The sequence below is a fragment of the Parasphingorhabdus sp. genome (genome assembly GCF_041748495.1).
Classification (GTDB): Bacteria; Pseudomonadota; Alphaproteobacteria; order Sphingomonadales; family Sphingomonadaceae; genus Parasphingorhabdus.
Window position 1 is genome coordinate 1 of sequence record NZ_JBGTDD010000009.1, and the last position, 17,453, is coordinate 17,453.

A 17,453-nucleotide genomic window follows, 5' to 3' on the forward strand; every position below is an offset into this window, starting at 1 on the left:
ATGGTCGACATGGTCTATGTGCCGCGCCTGACTCTGGGCCAGAAAAGCTATGAAGGGCTGATTTCCCCGGTGCTGGCGGCGCAGCATATCGGCGCCGATGGCATATTGGGCCTCGACGGCCTGCAGAATCAGCGGATCCTGTTCGATTTCGTGTTGAACCAGATCGTCATCGAGGATGCGGATCAGGAGCGCAGCCGCCCGACATCGCGGGAAATCGTCGTCACCGCCAAGCGGCGGTCCGGCCAGCTGATCTTCACCGACGCCACGATCTCGGGCGTCAAGGTCAATGTCATTGTCGACACCGGTGCGCAGATTTCCATCGCCAACAAGGCCTTGCAGAAGCGCTTGCTGAGCCGCGCCAGGGAATTGGGCGATGACAAGCTGCTGATTGCCGTCACCGGACAGACGCTGGGTGTCGAATTTGGCCGGGTCCGCGATTTCCGGATCGGCAAGGCGCGCTTTGCCAGCCTGTCGGTGGCCGTTGCCGACGCCCCGCCCTTTGCCCGCTTCGGGATGGCCGACCAGCCGACCCTGCTGTTGGGGATGGATGTGCTGCGCAAGTTCGATCAGGTTGCGATCGACTTTCCGAAACGGAAAATCCATTTTCTGACCCCGAGAAATGCCCGGCTGCATGTCGACGAGCCGCCAACCGGCCGGATCAGATCCTGAACCGGTAGCGCTGCCGCACGTGGCGGTTGTTGGGATCAGCGGGTTGGTTGGTGGTCTTGTAGCGTCACAAGCCGCAGGCTGTGGGTGGAATGTGGCCGTAATTCTCAAGCTAGGTTCCAGGCTTGCATTGGCAACGCGGGCCTTGCATTTCCCGGCAAAATGACCCGCCAGCTTGCCAATTGCGGTGCGCTCTGCTTAACTATGGTCAATGGATTTTAGGAGAGTGACCCATGAAAGCAACCGATGAAAACAAGACTGGCCTGACCCGGCGAACCATGCTCGGCAGTGGCATGGTCGGGCTGGCAGCCGCTTCGGGTGCCAGCCTTGGTGGCGCAGCTTATGCGGCCGATCCGGTGGATCCGGCCAATCCTGCTGCATCCGAACTTTCTCCTGACCACGCATTGAAGATGCTCAAGCAAGGCAATCGTGACTTCCTGGCGGGCAGGACGCCAGCGACAGATCCTGATGGTCGCCGCCGGCTTGAGATCGCGCGGTCGCAATCTCCCTTCGCGGTCCTGGTGTCCTGTTCAGACAGCAGAGTGCCGCCCGAGCTTTTGTTCGGGCGAGGCCTGGGCGAGTTGTTCATCATCCGCAATGCCGGAAACACGATCGACACGGTCGCGATGGGAAGCCTGGAATATGCGGTGGCGGAGTTGAAGGTGCCTCTGGTGGTCATCATGGGTCACGAGCGCTGCGGTGCGGTGGCGGCTGCGGTATCGGTGGTCGAACAGGGAACCATTTTCCCGGGCAGTATCGGCCAGATGGTGGAACCGATCATCCCGGCGGTCCTGCAAGCACGGCGTAACAAGGCAGAGGATCTGTTGGACGCATCGGTGCGGACCAACGTGCAGCGAACGGTGACGCGGCTGCGCGAGCATGCAGAACCGATGATATTGGAACGGGTGCAGTCCGGGCAGCTGAAGATTGTCGGGGCGCGATACGATCTCGATGACGGAAGCGTTGACTTCTTCGATGAAGGCTAGGCGCTGCCAGCTCGAATTATCGTGAAATTACAGCAGAAGTAGCAACAATCCGCGATATTTATTGAACCTGTATCCCGGTTTCTCCTGCCTCTGTTCGGGCCATAAGCCCGCACCCGATTCAGTGCGCCACAGGCATGTGCAAATGGCCGGGCCCTGGCAATGGCGGACAGGAGACCGCTTGAATCGGGGGCATGTTGCAACTGTACCTGTCATAGATGATTCAAAACAACATGGATTAAACCGCCGCCCTCGTTCGTTCCCTCCCCATACAGGCAAGCACGCAGGTGCTTTGCGATATCTTGATGGAGTGAACCAATGATGCGCCTTTTTGTTACTCTGCCAATTCTTCTCGCCACTGCCAGCCCTTCGCTCGCTCAGAATGCGCCCGTTCACGAGCCTCAAGAAGATAGCATCGCCAGAGACGAAACGCGGTTCGAGCTGCTCGCTGGCGTTGACCATGTGCAAGGGGACGTGGGCGAAGACCTCGACTATGAAACCGTCTTCGCTACCACCGGCGTGGCAATGACGAGCGGCCGGTTCAGCGCGTCCGCTTCCATACCCTATATCTCTTCCACCGCGCCGCGGGAGGTGATCATCAATCAGGGCGGGCTTTTCGGTACGCCTTTGCTGGCTTCGGATAGCACCCAGACAGGACAGGTGAAGCGCGAAGGCATCGGCGACCTCTCGCTCAATGCGGCCTATCAGCTGCCCGTCTCTGGTGTGAACGCCAGCATCGGAGCTTCCGTCAAAATTCCCACAGCCTCACGGGACAAGGGGCTGGGGACCGGCAAGCTTGATTATGGCGTGTCCGGCCAGCTCTCGAAGAAAATCGGTCCAATCGTGCCATTTGTCGGCGCTGGCTACACGATCATCGGCGAGCCGGATAATTTTGAAACGCGAAACATTGTCTCAGGAGCTGCCGGGAGCCATGTCCTGCTTGGCAAGAGCAGTTCGCTGACGGCCTCTTATTCCTATGAACAGTCGGCTGCATCCAGCATCGGCGACAGCCAGAGCATCAATATGGGATTGGGAACAAATCTTTCGCGCTCGGTCCGAATTGGTGTTGATGGCGCTGTCGGTCTGTCGGATGCCGCGCCGGACACGAGAGTAGGACTGAAGCTTCGCGTGGGAATCTGAACTGGGCTTTGCTTGATAAGCGCTTTCCTACAGCTTCCCCCGTCTGATATACCGGCACCATGACTGTGCAGCATCTTGATCTGTCTGGTTTGCCCGTCCGCGCATCTGCCAGGAAAGCCCTTGGACTCCTGGGTGGCTGTTCCATCGCCAGGAAGGAGTTGCAATCTATGGCAAAATAGCCCGTTTCAGCAGTCACCGGTTTTTCCGCTTCAGGGGGTGTGACCCTGTGTAACCTTCGAATTATTTTATCGCCGGCCAATCGCGTGTTTGATGATATTATCGCGACGGTCATTTGCCGGGCCCAGGCGCAAAGACCAGATCCTGACCAGCCGTCTAAACGGTCGTGTCCAGACCGAAAACCGGTTCCGGATCGCCGCTTTGCCATTGCGGATATTTTTTCATCGTGGTGGCAAACAGCGGCGAGGCCAGATGTCCGGCAAGCCATTGCTGCAAGGCGGGCAGCGGCAAAGCATCGAACCAGTCTCGATCATGGTTGGCGAACTGGCGGACAAAGGGAAATATCGCGTGGTCGGCCAGACTGGGGCGTTCCCCGATCAGCTGTCCTGACGGTTGAACCAGGCGGTCGAGTTTCTCGAGAAAGGCCCGCCCGGCGGCGCGATGCTCCAGCGGATCGACATTGTCGTAGCGGACGGGATATTTATAGCGGTCGAGAGCATGTTTGAACGGGCCATCGGCTTCCGCGATCAGTTCAGTTTCCGTCGCGGTCCGCTGCAGCCAGTGCTGCGGGTCGTTACGGTCCAGCGCCCAGTGCATGATCGCCAGGCTTTCGTCGACAACCTGTCCGTCGGGCAAGGCCAGCACCGGCACCGTGGCCTTGGCCGAGACGGCAATCATGGCTTCGGGCTTGTCGCGCAGCACCACCTCGCGCAGGCGGACCGGCGTCTCGCTGACCAGCAGCGCCATCCGCGCCCGCATCGCATAGGGACAGCGCCGGAAACTGTAGAGGATCGGCATTTCGGCCAGGCCGGTCATGCCGTGCCCAGATGTTGCCTGCCCTGTTCCGCGGCCTTCTCGACCTGGCGCTGGCGTTCGCGATAGCGGGCGCGCTGTTCGTCGCTGCGCTGGTCGATGCAATGCGGACAGGCTTCGCCGGGAATATAGTCTACCGAGGCCCGGTCCGCGGCGTTCAGCGGCATCCGGCAAGCATAGCATTGGTCATAATCGGCTTCGACCAGCCCGTGGCCGACGGCGACCCGCTGGTCGAACAGGAAACAGTCGCCCTGCCAGAGGCTCTCGGTTTCCGGTACATGTTCGAGATATTTGAGGATGCCGCCCTTGAGATGGCGGACATCGTCAAAGCCCTGCGCCCGGACATAGGCGGTCGCCTTCTCGCAGCGGATGCCGCCGGTGCAGAACATGGCGATCTTCCGTTCAGCCTTCGAATCCTGGCGAAGCTGCGCGGCAAAATCGTCAAACCAGGCCGGAAAGTCGCGGAAGGACTCGGTCTTCGGATCGATAGCCCCGTCGAAAGTACCGATCGCCACTTCATAGGCGTTGCGCGTATCGATCACGATCGTGTCCGGGTCAGCGATCAGATCGTTCCAGTCGGCCGGGTCGACATAGGCGCCCTTCTCGGTGGCGGCGTCGACCCCCTCGACGCCCATCGAGACGATCTCCTTCTTCAGCCGGACCTTCATCCGCAGGAAGGGCATCGCGCTGGCCTCGGAATATTTGACCTCGAGATCGGCGAACCGCGGCAACGCCCGGAGACCGGCAATCACCCGGTCAACGGCATCCGGCGCACCGGCGATGGTGCCATTGATCCCTTCGGGCGCCAGCAGGATCGTGCCCTTGAGACCCTGCTCTTCGCAAAGCGGCAGGATCTGCAGGCGCAGGGCGGCAGGATCATCGACCACGGCAAAATGATAGAGCGCGGCGACTTTTACGGAAGATAGGGATTCGGTCATGGCAGCGCATATAGAGCGGTTGCCGGGAAAATTCCAACCCGGCAGCTTGCATCGCGGGAAAGTTCATCGCATAGCGGCCCCATGGTTCCCCTTCTGTTCGCCCATCATCGCTTCGCTATCGTGGCCCCCGCCGCGCTTTACTGGCCAGCGAAAAATGCCCTGCTGGTGGCGGATCTCCATCTGGAAAAGGCAAGCTTCTATGCAAGGCAGGGCCAGATGCTGCCGCCTTATGACAGCCAGGCAACATTGGCAGAGCTGGCGGGCCTGGTCACCGCCACCGGTGCGCAGACGGTCTTCTGCCTCGGCGACAATTATCATGATGACGGCGGTGAAGCACGGCTGGAACCGGAAGCGGCAAAGCGGTTGGTCGAGCTGACCAGCGCACTGGATTGGATCTGGATCACCGGCAATCATGACCGCGATGTTGCCGGATTGTGGGGCGGTTCGGTGGCCGACGAGTGGACCGGTGACGGTCTGGCGCTTCGGCACGCCGCTACAGCGGATAGCCGTTTACCGGAAATATCCGGCCATTATCACCCCAGGTTCCGGATTGCGGTGCGCGGCCGGCATGTTTCGCGGCGCTGCTTCGTGCGAGGCCGCCATCATCTGATCCTGCCGGCGTTCGGTTCCCTGACCGGCGGCATGGCGGCACAGGATCCGGCGATCGAGGCCTGTGTCGGCGGACCGGCGGAGGCGATCATCGGTCTGAAAGACCAGCCGGTGCACTTCCCCTTGCCCTTTGTCCACGCAGAAAAAGACCGGATCGACGACCGACAGCTTGCATTGCCTCTGGCCACCGGCCGCCGGTAAATGCTAGCGGGCCGCTGATGGATCGTTTCAAACCCTTTCGCGACCAGCTCGCGGCGCTGGACACAGCAGGCCGCAAGCGGCGGCTGTCCCTGCCTGCGGGCAGAGATTTTTCATCGAATGATTATATGGGGCTGGCCCGCAGTCCGTTTCTGAAGGCTGTCGCGCAAGCCGCGATTGCCAACGGCATCGCGCATGGATCGGGCGGTTCGCGGCTGCTCGGTGGCAACCATCCCGAACATGAAGCGCTGGAGGCCTTTGCCGCGACCCATTATGGCGCGGAAGCCAGCCTGTTCTTCGGCTCCGGATTTGCCGCCAATAGCGCTTTGTTCGCGACCCTGCCGCAGACGGGCGATCTGGTTCTGTACGACCAGTTGATCCATGCCAGCGTCCATGACGGCATGAAGCTGGGCCGCGCTGCGTTCAAAGCCTTTCGCCACAATGATTGCAACGCTGTCGAAGCAGAAATTCTCGCTTGGCGCGGGTCCGGCGGCACCGGCACCATATGGATCGCGGTGGAGAGCCTGTACAGCATGGACGGCGACCGGGCACCGCTGGCCGACCTCGCACGGATCGCCGAAGCGCATGACGCGATCCTGGTGATCGACGAGGCGCATGCGGTCGGGGTTTTCGGTGATCGCGGCATCGGGCTTGCAGGCACGCTGGGCCAGCGCGAGAATGTCCTGATCTTGCGCACCTGCGGCAAGGCGCTGGGCGGTGAAGGCGGATTGCTGACCATGCCGGCGATTTTGCGGGACTTTTTCATCAACCGTGCCCGGCCGTTCATCTTTTCCACCGCGCCCAGCCCGCTGACGGCGCATCTCGCTCATCAGGCGATTGTCCATCTTGCCGAGAATCCATCGCTGCAGAGCGCGCTGGCAGACCATGTCGCGCTGGCTCGCGGCTGTTTTGCCGGTCTCAACCTCAGCCATGGACAAGATAGCCAGATATTCCCGGTCGTGCTCGGCGACGATGACGTAGCCGTGGCCGTGGCGACCTTGTTGCAAACCAAGGGATTTGATGTGCGCGCCATTCGTCCTCCGACCGTTCCGGCCGGGACTGCGCGCCTGCGCATTTCGCTGACGCTGAACGTGACGCAGGAGGATATCCGCAATCTCGCATCGACGTTGTGGGAAGCGCTGGCGCTGGCTGAAGCGGCATGAGCGGGACGTTTGTCGTCACCGGGACCGATACCGATATCGGCAAAACCGTTTTTGCCGCCGCGCTCACGGCTGCCCTGGGTGGCAGCTACTGGAAACCGGTTCAGGCAGGCCTGGCAGACGGAACTGACAGCGAGACGGTAGCGCACATCGGTGGTATCGCGCCTGCCCGCATTCTGCCCGAACGCTATCGTCTGGGAATCCCTGCCTCTCCGCATTATTCGGCAGCGCGGCAAGACATTGCAATGGACCTGCAAGATTTCGACCTCCCCCGAGTTGAAGGCCCGCTGATTATCGAAGGTGCGGGCGGCGCGCTGGTCCCGGTCAATCCGAAGCTGCTCTTTGCCGATCTGTTTGCTCATTGGGGCCTGCCCGTGATCATCGTTGCTTCCACCCGGCTGGGGACAATCAATCACAGCCTCATGACGGTCGAGGCTTTGCGCAGCCGGCATATACCAATTCACGGGATGGCTTTTGCCGGTGCGGAAAATGAAGATAGCGAGGAGTCCATCTGCCGGATTGGCGGCGTGCGCCATCTTGGCCGGCTGCCGTGGATTGATCAACTCTCGCCTGTGACGCTGAAGACTGCCTTTGCTACGCATTTCAACCTTGTGGACTTTGTGACATGAGCCTCAATATCTGGCATCCGTTCACGCAACATGGTCTCGGCGAACCGATCCGGGAGATTGCGCGGGCCGAGGGTGCGGCGCTCTATCTGGCCGACGGCATCCGGATCATCGACGCGATATCAAGCTGGTGGGTGCAAACCCATGGCCATTGCCATCCCAAAATTGTCGCGGCGATTCAGGATCAAAGCGCCAGACTGGACCAAATGATCTTTGCCGGCTGGACCCACGAACCGGCGCGCAAGCTGGCCGAAGGTCTGGCGGATTTTCTGCCTGGTTCGCTGGATCATATTTTCTTCTCCGACAGCGGATCGACGGCGGTCGAGGTCGCTCTCAAGATGGCGCTGGGCTATTGGCACAATCTTGGCCAGCCGCGTCAGAAAATCCTGGTCATGGAGCATAGCTATCATGGTGACACGATTGGCGCGATGTCGGTCGGCGCGCGCGGCGTGTTCAACCGGGCCTACGCACCACTGCTGTTCGACGTCGGCACGATACCCTTTCCCGAGGCCGGGACGGAACAGGACATGCTGGACCAACTGGAGGTCTTTTGCAGCGACAGCACGGATCCACCGGCGGCGCTGATCGTCGAACCGCTGATTCTCGGAGCCGGCGGCATGAAGATCTACAGTCCGGCGATATTGGCCCAGATGGCCGCGATCTGCCGCGTCCATGACGTGCTGTTCATTGCCGACGAAGTGATGACGGGCTGGGGCCGCACGGGCACGATCTTCGCCTGCCAACAGGCAGGTGTCGAACCGGATATATTGTGCACGGCCAAGGGTCTGACCGGCGGTGTCATTCCGCTCGCCGTGACCGCCGCCAGTGATGCCATTTATCAGGCGCATTTTTCAGACGATCGCGCGGAGATGTTCTTCCACTCCAGCAGCTTTACCGCCAATCCCATTGCCTGCGCCGCAGCCAATGCCAATCTTGCTATCTGGCGTGACGAGCCGGTTCAGGACCGAATTGACGCGATTATTGCTTCGCATCGGGCCTTTTCGGATCAGCTGAAGCGAAAATCGAATATCAGCGGATTGCGCCAGTGCGGGACCATATTGGCGCTGGAGATTGACGATGGTGCAGGGGATTATATGTCGGATCTGGGTCCGATGCTGCTCGGCTTTTTCCGTGATCGCAACATATTGATCCGACCTTTGGGCAATACGATCTATATCATGCCGCCTTATTGTATCGACCCCGCCGACATGGAGACGATATATGCTGCGATCGAGATGGCGATCGACCATTTCACAACATCCTGACCCTCAAGCTGGTGAAAGTTTTTTGCATAAGCCGATAAAACTCGCCAAGGACAGCATATGGAAGTCATAGATTCGCTCATGGTAAAGATCGCGCTGATCGGTCTGCTGGGTATCGGTGCCCAGTGGATTGCCTGGCGGACGGGTCGTCCCGCGATCGCGCTGATGCTGATCGTCGGCATAATTGCGGGACCAGTGCTCGGCATCATCGATCCCGAGCGCGATTTTGGCGCGTTGCAGGAGCCGATCATCAAGCTCGCGGTTGCGGTGATATTGTTTGAAGGCGGACTCAGCTTGAACTTCCGTGAATTGAGACAGGCTGGTGGTGCTGTTATCGCGATGGTGTTTGTTGCCGGTCCGATTGCCTGGGGTCTGGGAGCGGCAGCAGCGCATTATGGCGCCGGCCTGTCCTGGGAAATTTCAGCCTTGCTTGGCGGCATCATGATTGTCACCGGGCCGACCGTGATCGGGCCGATGCTGCGGACACTGCGCGTGCCGTCGCGGGTACGCAATATTTTGAAGTGGGAAGCCATTGTCAACGATCCGATAGGTGCGCTGCTCGCCGTCGGCATCTATGCCTATATCACCTATGAAGGTGCCAATGCCAATATCGCCGTGATCAGCATGGACGTGCTGGCCGCAAGCTTCATTGCAGGACTGCTCGGCGCCGGACTTGGCTTCGCGCTTACCTGGCTGTTCCCGAGAGGGCTGGTACCGGAATATCTGAAGGCACCGTTCCTGTTGGTGACGGTAATCGCGGGTTTTGTGATCGCCGACCTGATCAAGCATGAGACCGGCCTGATCACCGTGACGGTGATGGGCATTGTGATGGCGAACCGGCAAATCTATTCGAGTCAGGCGCTGTACCGATTCAAGGAGGATCTGGCGGTACTACTGATTTCCGGTGTGTTCATCATTCTTTCCGCGACTCTGGACTGGGAAACGGTGCAGCAGTTCCGGCCACAATTCATCATCTTCCTGCTCTTGCTGCTGTTCATCGTTCGCCCGATTTCGGTGCTGGTGGCGTTGTTGTTCAGTTCGTTGCCATGGCGCGAACGGCTATTCATCGCCTGGATCGCGCCGCGCGGTATCGTCGCGGTCGCGATCACCGGGCTGTTTGCTATTCGGCTTGTCGACTATGGCTTTCCCGGAGCGGAAGCGCTGATTCCGCTCAGCTTTGCAGTGGTCATTGCGACGATTTTTGCGCATGGTTTTTCAGCCGCATGGGTCGCCGAGCGGCTGGGGATTTCAGAAGGTAAAGGCGAAGGTGTTCTGATTGCCGGTGCCAATCGATGGTCGATAGCGCTGGGCAAAATGCTGAAATCGCTAGATATCGCGGTCCTGGTCACCGACAATAGCAGATTCGCGTTGCGCCGCGCGCGCAGTGAAGGCCTGGCGATCCATCATGGTGACGTGCTTGACGAAGCCCATAATGACAATATTGACATGGGTGAATTTCAGCATCTGATCGCCGCCACCGACAATGACAGCCAGAACCAGCTGATTACCGCCGATCTCGGTCCGGAAATGGGCTATGAACAGATAAGCCGGCTGGCCAATGACAGCCAGAGCAGAAGCCGGGTTGGCCATGGTCGGCTGCTATTCGAATCCGGTGCGGAATTTGGGGGCTTGCAGGACCGCGATCAGGCAGGCTGGCGATTCAGCAAAACCAATATCACCGAGAAATTCACTGCGGACGATTATCGCAAGAATCTGGGGCCGGATGAAGAACCGCTGGCCGTATTGAAACCGAACCGGCGGCTGCTCTTCTTTGCCACCGATTCCCGGCCAGTGATCGAAGTCGGTGATGTGGTGATCAGCTTTGTCGCTGCGGACACCCCGGCAGAACGCAAAGCCGACCGAGCGGCCAAAGACAACGAAAAAAATGGTGACAAGCAAAGCGAAAAGAACGGCGAGCGCTGATCACGCGCCGACGCGCGCGCCGAACAGGGCCGTACCAACCCGGACATGGGTGGCGCCAAGCTTGATTGCGCTTTCGAAATCGGCCGACATTCCCATGCTGATAGCCTGAAGGCCGCAGTCGCGGGCCAATTTGGCGAGCAAGGCAAAATAGGGCACCGGATTGGCATTGTCCGGCGGAACCGCCATCAGGCCAAGGATGGGGATATTGGCAGCGCGCGCCTGGTCGAGCAATTGCGGGACGACAGCGATGTCGCAGCCGCCTTTTTGCGACTCCTCGCCAATATTGACCTGTATGAAACAGGAAATACGGCGGTCCTGCCGGCCCATTTCCCTAGCCAGCGCCTTGACCAGTGACGGCCGGTCGAGTGAATGGATATAATCGAACAAGGCCACCGCTTCGGCCGCCTTGTTCGATTGCAACTGACCGATCATATGCAACTCGATATCGGGATATTCCGATTGCAGGGCAGGCCATTTTCCAGCTGCTTCCTGCACCCGGTTTTCGCCAAAAATTCGATGGCCCGCCGCCAGCAGCGGGCGGATTTCGTCGTCGCTGCGGGTTTTGGACACAGCGATCAACGCGATATCGTCCGGCTTACGGCCCGCTATTCGGGCGGCCTTGTCAATCTTTCCCACTATGGTTTTCAGTGCCGGATTCGCCAAATTGGTAACTCTCTCAATCATTCTCTTTCGCCAAGCTTGCGTCTATAGACCTGCTTATGTTGCGAAACCAGCCCTGCCCCCTCTTGCCGGACCCCGCTGCTTCGGACCTGCCGCGGATTTGGCTGTTTACCGACGAGCGAAATGATGCGTTCCTCGAGCGTGCGATCATGCGGTTGCCGCGCAAGAGCGGGATTGTCTTTCGGCACTATCATTTGCAGGATGGCTCGCGCCAGGCACGATTTGACCAGATCAAGAAACTCGCCAGGCGACGTGGACATATGGTGATTCTGGCCGGAACACCGGCCTTGGCAAGGCGCTGGCGCGCCGATGGTGTGCATGGCCGTATGGCGCGACGATCTGGCAAGGGCCGTCTGCTGCACAGCGCCCCGGTGCATGATGCCCGGGAAATCCGGCAGGCCAACCTCGGAGGTGCGGATATTTTTTTCCTGTCGCCGATTTTCTCGACCCGTTCCCACCCCGGGCTGCGTCCGCTGAATCCGCTGCAAACCCGGCGCTTGACCGCTCTGTGTGACGGTGCGGTTATCTATCTTGGGGGCATGAACCGGCAGCGTTACCGGACGCGCAGAAGCCATCGGACCCATGGGTGGGCCGCGATCGACGCATTTAGCTGATTGCAATGTCTAGAAGCGGAACTGGGTTCCAACATAGACCGCCTGGCTGTCCTGACGACTATCGGTCAGTGGTGCCATCCGGTCGCGTTCGTTGTTGATCCGCACGCCAGCGGTCACATCGAGATTGCGGGTAAGCGAGTAGCTGCCGCCGACATCCAGAGTATAATCCTTCTGGCTGGCATCCAGAGCGCGTGGCGCGGCGTTGATCGGCGCGCTGGCGTCGATCGACATGCGCGGATTGAAGCGGCTCTTCTTGCCGGAATCATCATCTTCCAGCCCTCTTTTGCCACCAATTTCCGACAGATCGGGTAAAGTGCCGCCCAGTTTCCTTACCGGAATAGCGAAACTCTTCAGCCCTTTGGCCGTGCCAAGGCTATAAGAGACGGGAGCGATTTTCGCTGCGGTCATCACACCCGATCCGGGTGCGGCAGAGAGGATATTTTCACGTATGGAAACCGCGCCGGCAGCCGACTTCTGGCGAACAACAACGGTCACCGAACGGTCACCGTCACGCATGCCACCCGATGGCGTGAATTTGAAACTCGCGTTTCCGCGCAAGGCGCTGAGATTATATTTGGCCGCCAGCTCAGGGTCGGCACCGGCCACAGTGAAGGACCCGATTGATCCGAGGGTTTTCAGGGACACAATTCCATCATCGCCGGAAAGCACTTTCGCCAGTGCCGGAGTCATGGCAAGACCGGAAATCGCGAGTCCCGTCGCTAACCATCCGAAATGACTGACCTTTTTCGTCATGATGAAGTTGCTTCCCCTTTGTATGACCTTCGATATAACAAAATCTGCCAATCTGCACGAGTCAACATGTTGTTTTTGTCCGATTTTCCCAAACTAGCGGCATTCTGTTGCAGATCGGTTACGCTTTTGTCCAGACATCGGGTGCTGCCCTAGCAAAAAGAAGATGAACCGAAGATGATTTTTCGACCATTCAACTGGGGTTCAGTCGCTGCTACACAAGAGCAAAACATGCGCTTGTGCTTGCCCCTCGCGGCAAAGCATTTATAGAGAGCGCTGAAATGATTTCACGTCCGGAACAAATCCTGCAAAAAGGTTTTCGTATCGGCGCAAAATACAACCAGGAGCGCTTCATGTCCCGCCTCAAACCATCTGTCTTCTTGCGATCCACAACCGCCGGCCTGTTGGCATTGTCGCTATTGTCTGCCTGTGGTGGCAAGGAGCGGCCCAGAGCTGATCTTGCTGCCTCTCAGGTCACGACCATTGGTGTGAACAGCTATTTGTGGCGGGCGTCGCTGGATGCCCTGTCCTTCATGCCTCTGACCCAGACCGACAGCAATGGCGGCGTGATCCTGACCGACTGGTATGTGAATCCGCAAAATCCCGGCGAGCGGATGAAAATCAATGTATCGATTCTTGATCAGGATTTGCGCGCTGATGCCTTGCGGGTCGCGGCATCGCGCCAGGTTTCCAGCAGTGGAACCTGGGTGGATGCGCCGGTCGAGGCCGCAACCACGCAGAAGCTGGAGCAGATCATCCTCACCAAGGCTCGTGACTTGCGGCGCGGCGCGATCACCAACTAGTTTTTCCTGCCGTTTAATGGGGCCGCAATGACCGATCAGCGATTCAATCCACTGGCGGCGGACAAACGCTGGCAAGCGCGCTGGGCCGAATCGCGAATATTCGAGGCAGATGACGCGAGCAGCAAGCCGCGTAGCTATGTCCTCGAAATGTTTCCTTATCCTTCGGGCCGGATTCACATGGGTCATGTCCGCAACTACACCATGGGCGACGTGCTCGCCCGGTTCCGGCGAATGCAGGGCTACGAAGTGTTGCACCCGATGGGCTGGGACGCCTTCGGCATGCCGGCAGAAAATGCCGCGATGGAAAAGAAGGTCCATCCCGGCGAATGGACCAGAGCCAATATAGCTTCCATGCGCAGCCAGTTGAAAACCCTGGGTTTTGCCTTCGACTGGAGCCGGGAACTGGCAACCTGCGATCCGCAATATTATGGCCACGAACAGGCTCTGTTCATTGACCTTTTCGAAGGCGGTCTGGTCTATCGCAAGGAGTCGGCGGTCAACTGGGATCCGGTCGATATGACCGTGCTCGCCAACGAGCAGGTGATTGATGGCAAGGGCTGGCGTTCGGGTGCCCCAGTCGAGAAACGCAAGCTCAGCCAGTGGTTTCTGAAGATCACCGACTTTGCCGAGGATTTGCTCGCCGGACTGGGTGACCTCAAGGGCTGGCCGGAAAAAGTAAGGCTGATGCAGGAAAACTGGATCGGCAAGTCCCAGGGCCTGCAATTTCATTTCGACCTGACCGAACCGCTGGATGGGATCGCCACCGTCGAGGTTTTTTCGACCCGGCCGGACACGATTTTCGGTGCCAGCTTCATTGCATTGGCGGCCGACCATCCGCTCACCCAAAAGCTGGCGGGCTCCGACACGGCGCTCGCTGCCTTTGCCGAAGACTGCAAGGCTGGCGGCACGACCGCCGCCGAGCTGGAAACGATGGAAAAGAAAGGTTTTGATACCGGTCTCACCGTCACCCATCCGCTTGATCCGGATTGGCAACTACCGGTCTATGTCGCCAATTTCGTGCTCATGGATTATGGCACCGGCGCGGTTTTCGGCGTGCCTGCACATGACCAGCGCGATCTCGACTTTGCCCGCAAATATGGATTGCCGGTCAAGCGCGTCGTGTCTGACGGCGAGGAAACGGACGCCGGCTATGCAGGCGACGAAGCGTATACCGGTCCCGGCAAGGTCGTGAACAGCGCCTTTCTCGACGGCTTGACCGTCGAGGCCGCACAGCGGATGATTATCGAGCGCGCTGACTTGGAAGGCTGGGGCAAGGCCCAGACCACCTGGCGGCTACGCGACTGGGGCGTGTCCCGGCAACGCTATTGGGGGACGCCGATCCCGATCATCCATTGCGACGATTGCGGTCCGGTGCCGGTACCGAAAGACCAGTTGCCGGTCGTGCTCCCAGAAGACGTCGATTTTGAGACACCTGGCAATCCGCTCGAGCGGCACGTCAGCTGGATGCAGGTCGACTGCCCGAAATGCGGCAAGGCGGCGCGGCGGGAAACCGATACGCTTGATACTTTTGTCGACAGCAGCTGGTATTTCCTGCGCTTTGCCAGCCAACCGGACGACCGGCCGTTTGATCCGGATGTGGTGAAGCAATGGCTGCCGGTGACGCAATATATTGGCGGCGTGGAGCACGCCATTTTGCACCTGCTTTACGCGCGCTTCTGGACCAGAGCGCTGGCCAGCATCGGCAAGCTGGATTTTGCCGAGCCATTTGAAAGCCTGTTTACCCAGGGGATGGTGACACACGAGACCTATCAGCATGGTGATGGCAGCTGGCTATCCCCGGATGAGGTGCAGAAAAACGGCGCTGACTGGGCAGTGATTGCCGACGGATCGCCGGTGACCCCCGGCCGGGTCGAGAAAATGTCGAAGTCGAAGAAAAACGTCGTCGACCCCGACCCGATCATCGAACAATATGGTGCCGATGCGGTGCGCTTCTTCATGCTCTCCGACAGCCCGCCCGAGCGCGACCTGCCCTGGTCAGAAGCCGGAATTGAAGGCAGCTGGCGCTTTGTCCAGCGGCTCTGGCGGCTGTTCCTGTCCGTCACCGATGCACCCGATGCACCGGATATCGAGGACAAGACGCTGCAGCGCAAATTGCACCTGACCATTGCCGGGGTGGCGCAGGATGTCGAAGCACTGTCTTTCAACAAGGCGGTGGCCAAGATTTTCGAACTGGTCAATCTGATCGAAAAATCGACACCGTCGGCGGACCGCAACCAGGCAATCAGGACATTGGCCCGGATCGTCGCGCCGATGGTCCCGCATATCGCCGAGGAAGCCTGGGCGTTGCTGGGCGAGACCGTGCTGATTGCCGATGCGCCCTGGCCGGAGGTCGACGAAAGCCTGCTGGTCGAAGACGAAGTCACGATCGCGATTCAGGTGCGCGGCAAGTTGCGCGATACGCTGACCGCTGCCAAGGGTAGCGACAAGCAACAACTCGAAGATCTTGCCCTCGCCTCCGATAAGGTGCAGCGTGCGATTGACGGAGCGGCAATAAAGAAGGTGATTGTGGTGCCCGACCGACTGGTCAATATCGTTATATGACGCGCATGATCGCCCGGATCGCGACAATCGTGGCCTTGTCCACTTTAGTGACGGGGTGCAATCTGCGTCCGCTCTATGCCGGAGGAACCAGCGGTGTTGTGGCCAGCGAACTCGGCAATGTCGAGATTGAGCCGATCGCCGGCAAGGCGGGATGGCTGACGCGCAATGCGCTCAAGGACCAGCTCGAGGCTTTTGAAGGGGAGCAGAGCAAATACCGGCTGATCGTGGTGCTGGAAGACAAGATCGCCGGATTCGGCGTGCGCAGCAACACCCGTATCACCCGCGAGCGCAGATCATTGCGCGCCCGCTATCAGCTGGTCCGACTGTCCGATTCGGTTGTTGTGCTTGATGCGACAGCGGGTTCGGATGCCGGGATCGATGTTGTGTCATCGGAATATGCGACGCTCGCTGCGGAAGATACCGCGCTGGAAAATCTGGCAACCCGCGTGGCCAATCAGATCATCACCCGGCTTTCACTTTACGCCCGGACCGAGGCCAGCGCTTCCCCGAACCCATGAAGGTCAAGCCGGAAGAGATTGTCAGACGCTTTCAGAGCGCTTCCGATCGTTTTCGCCTGATCCTGCTGTGCGGGCCCAATGTCACCCGCTGCCAGGCGCTAGTGGAAGAAATGGTGAAACCGCTGAGCCATGCCGCAGAGCGGGTCGACCTGACCATCAGTGATATCAGCGACAATCCTGCCCGGCTGAACGATGAGGCCAATTCGGCTTCCCTGTTTGGCGACAAGCGCTTCATCATCTTGCGGCTGAACAGCGGCGAAGCAGTCAGGGCCACGGCCGCAATCGAAAATCTGTTGGCGAGCGAGACCGTTGGCGATCCCGTGTTCATCATCGCCCCCGGCATGGGCGACAAGACTGCGCTGGCGAAAACCATCACGGCAGCACCGGATGGACTGATTGCGACCTGCTATGAAACGACGCCGGAACAGGCCGCCGCCGCGATAATGACCATGGCGAAGGTTGAAGGCGTACGGCTGAGCCGGGAAATGGCGCAGGATATCGCCGCCTTGACCAGCAATGATCTGGTGCTGGCGCGCATGGAAGTGGAGAAGGTCGCACTTTATCTGGATGCCACGCCGGAAAATCCGCAGGAGGCCGACGCCGATATTCTGTTGCTCCTTGGTGCCGAGAATGACGAAGAGGATATCAATCTGCTGATCCATAGCGCGCTCAACGGGGATGCGGCCCGTCTGGCGCAGGAACTGGCCGCGGCGCGCGCGCAGGGCATCAGCGAAATCGGACTGATCCGGATCATGCTACGCCATCTTGCGAAACTTGCCGAGCTGCGCAGCAAGGTAGATCAGGGCCGGAATAGCGACTCGGTTGCCGAGCATCCCAGCGTCTTTTTCAAGGAACAGAAGCATTTCAAGCGGCAGCTGCGGATCTGGTCCTCCGCTCATATCGCGCGCTTGATCGAGCGGGTTCTGCAACTGGAGATCGCGCTGAAAAGCAGTGGTCAGCCAGATCAGGTGCTGCTCGAAGAAGAATTATTGCTCATCGCCCGGAAAGCGGCGAGCGGTCGTTAGGCCTA

The 17,453-nt window shown here is 59.4% G+C and carries 17 protein-coding genes; 13 read left to right on the forward strand and 4 right to left on the reverse strand.

The genetic code is table 11. The annotated features are described in order from the left end of the window. The 3 genes from ACEW8J_RS00590 to ACEW8J_RS00600 form a co-directional block, all read left to right on the forward strand. Positions 1-669: retropepsin-like aspartic protease (locus tag ACEW8J_RS00590; protein WP_373489687.1), on the forward strand; the 669-nt coding region annotated here is incomplete at its 5' end. A 230-nt stretch (positions 670-899) separates the two neighbouring features. Then, positions 900-1,652: a carbonic anhydrase gene (locus tag ACEW8J_RS00595; RefSeq protein ID WP_373489688.1), complete on the forward strand. Its 753-nt coding sequence runs from the start codon at positions 900-902 to the stop codon at positions 1,650-1,652. Positions 1,653-1,967: 315 nt separating this feature from the next. Further along, complete coding sequence (locus ACEW8J_RS00600) at positions 1,968-2,789, forward strand: transporter (protein WP_373489689.1); 822 nt, start codon at positions 1,968-1,970, stop codon at positions 2,787-2,789. Positions 2,790-3,122: 333 nt separating this feature from the next. Here the strand turns inward: ACEW8J_RS00600 and ACEW8J_RS00605 are convergent, their stop codons facing one another. Then, positions 3,123-3,773, reverse strand: a complete 651-nt coding sequence (locus ACEW8J_RS00605; protein WP_373489732.1) for a glutathione S-transferase — start codon at positions 3,771-3,773, stop codon at positions 3,123-3,125. A gap of 5 nt (positions 3,774-3,778) precedes the next feature. Next, entirely contained in the window at positions 3,779-4,717 is a 939-nt protein-coding gene (locus ACEW8J_RS00610; protein WP_373489690.1) for a rhodanese-related sulfurtransferase, read from the reverse strand. Positions 4,718-4,798: 81 nt separating this feature from the next. On the opposite strand from ACEW8J_RS00610, the gene pdeM reads away from it, so the two are divergent. Genes pdeM through ACEW8J_RS00635 form a run of 5 tightly spaced genes read left to right on the forward strand, consistent with a single transcriptional unit; the run spans position 4,799 to position 10,495 of the window. Further along, positions 4,799-5,527, forward strand: a complete 729-nt coding sequence (gene pdeM / locus ACEW8J_RS00615) for a ligase-associated DNA damage response endonuclease PdeM (RefSeq protein ID WP_373489691.1) — start codon at positions 4,799-4,801, stop codon at positions 5,525-5,527. A gap of 17 nt (positions 5,528-5,544) precedes the next feature. Further along, a complete protein-coding gene (locus tag ACEW8J_RS00620) occupies positions 5,545-6,687 on the forward strand; it encodes an 8-amino-7-oxononanoate synthase (protein ID WP_373489692.1) in 1,143 nt (380 codons plus the stop codon). After that, complete coding sequence (gene bioD / locus ACEW8J_RS00625; RefSeq protein WP_373489693.1) at positions 6,684-7,313, forward strand: dethiobiotin synthase; 630 nt, start codon at positions 6,684-6,686, stop codon at positions 7,311-7,313. The genes ACEW8J_RS00620 and bioD overlap by 4 nt, the downstream gene beginning before the upstream one ends. After that, a complete protein-coding gene (locus ACEW8J_RS00630) occupies positions 7,310-8,575 on the forward strand; it encodes an adenosylmethionine--8-amino-7-oxononanoate transaminase (RefSeq protein WP_373489694.1) in 1,266 nt (421 codons plus the stop codon). The genes bioD and ACEW8J_RS00630 overlap by 4 nt, the downstream gene beginning before the upstream one ends. A gap of 57 nt (positions 8,576-8,632) precedes the next feature. Beyond that, positions 8,633-10,495: a cation:proton antiporter gene (locus ACEW8J_RS00635; protein ID WP_373489695.1), complete on the forward strand. Its 1,863-nt coding sequence runs from the start codon at positions 8,633-8,635 to the stop codon at positions 10,493-10,495. On the opposite strand, the gene ACEW8J_RS00640 is transcribed toward ACEW8J_RS00635, so the two are convergent. After that, entirely contained in the window at positions 10,496-11,179 is a 684-nt protein-coding gene (locus ACEW8J_RS00640) for a YggS family pyridoxal phosphate-dependent enzyme (RefSeq protein WP_373489696.1), read from the reverse strand. 35 nt (positions 11,180-11,214) lie between these two features. Here ACEW8J_RS00640 and ACEW8J_RS00645 point away from each other — a divergent pair, with 35 nt between their 5' ends. Further along, positions 11,215-11,790 (forward strand): thiamine phosphate synthase, encoded by a 576-nt coding sequence (locus tag ACEW8J_RS00645; RefSeq protein WP_373489697.1) that lies wholly within the window; start codon positions 11,215-11,217, stop codon positions 11,788-11,790. A gap of 9 nt (positions 11,791-11,799) precedes the next feature. Here the strand turns inward: ACEW8J_RS00645 and ACEW8J_RS00650 are convergent, their stop codons facing one another. After that, a complete protein-coding gene (locus tag ACEW8J_RS00650; RefSeq protein ID WP_373489698.1) occupies positions 11,800-12,543 on the reverse strand; it encodes a hypothetical protein in 744 nt (247 codons plus the stop codon). Positions 12,544-12,893: 350 nt separating this feature from the next. On the opposite strand from ACEW8J_RS00650, the gene ACEW8J_RS00655 reads away from it, so the two are divergent. The 4 genes from ACEW8J_RS00655 to holA are packed head-to-tail and all read left to right on the forward strand — an operon-like array spanning position 12,894 to position 17,448. Next, the gene (locus ACEW8J_RS00655) at positions 12,894-13,343 is read left to right on the forward strand and encodes a DUF3576 domain-containing protein (protein ID WP_373489699.1); all 450 of its coding nucleotides are present in this window, start codon (positions 12,894-12,896) and stop codon (positions 13,341-13,343) included. A 27-nt stretch (positions 13,344-13,370) separates the two neighbouring features. Further along, the gene (gene leuS, locus ACEW8J_RS00660) at positions 13,371-15,905 is read left to right on the forward strand and encodes a leucine--tRNA ligase (RefSeq protein WP_373489700.1); all 2,535 of its coding nucleotides are present in this window, start codon (positions 13,371-13,373) and stop codon (positions 15,903-15,905) included. Further along, entirely contained in the window at positions 15,902-16,423 is a 522-nt protein-coding gene (gene lptE, locus ACEW8J_RS00665) for an LPS assembly lipoprotein LptE (protein WP_373489701.1), read from the forward strand. The genes leuS and lptE overlap by 4 nt, the downstream gene beginning before the upstream one ends. Further along, on the forward strand, positions 16,420-17,448 hold the full coding sequence (gene holA, locus ACEW8J_RS00670; RefSeq protein WP_373489702.1) for a DNA polymerase III subunit delta: 1,029 nt from the start codon (positions 16,420-16,422) through the stop codon (positions 17,446-17,448). Before lptE ends, holA begins: the two co-directional genes overlap by 4 nt. The last annotated feature ends 5 nt before the right edge of the window (positions 17,449-17,453 follow it).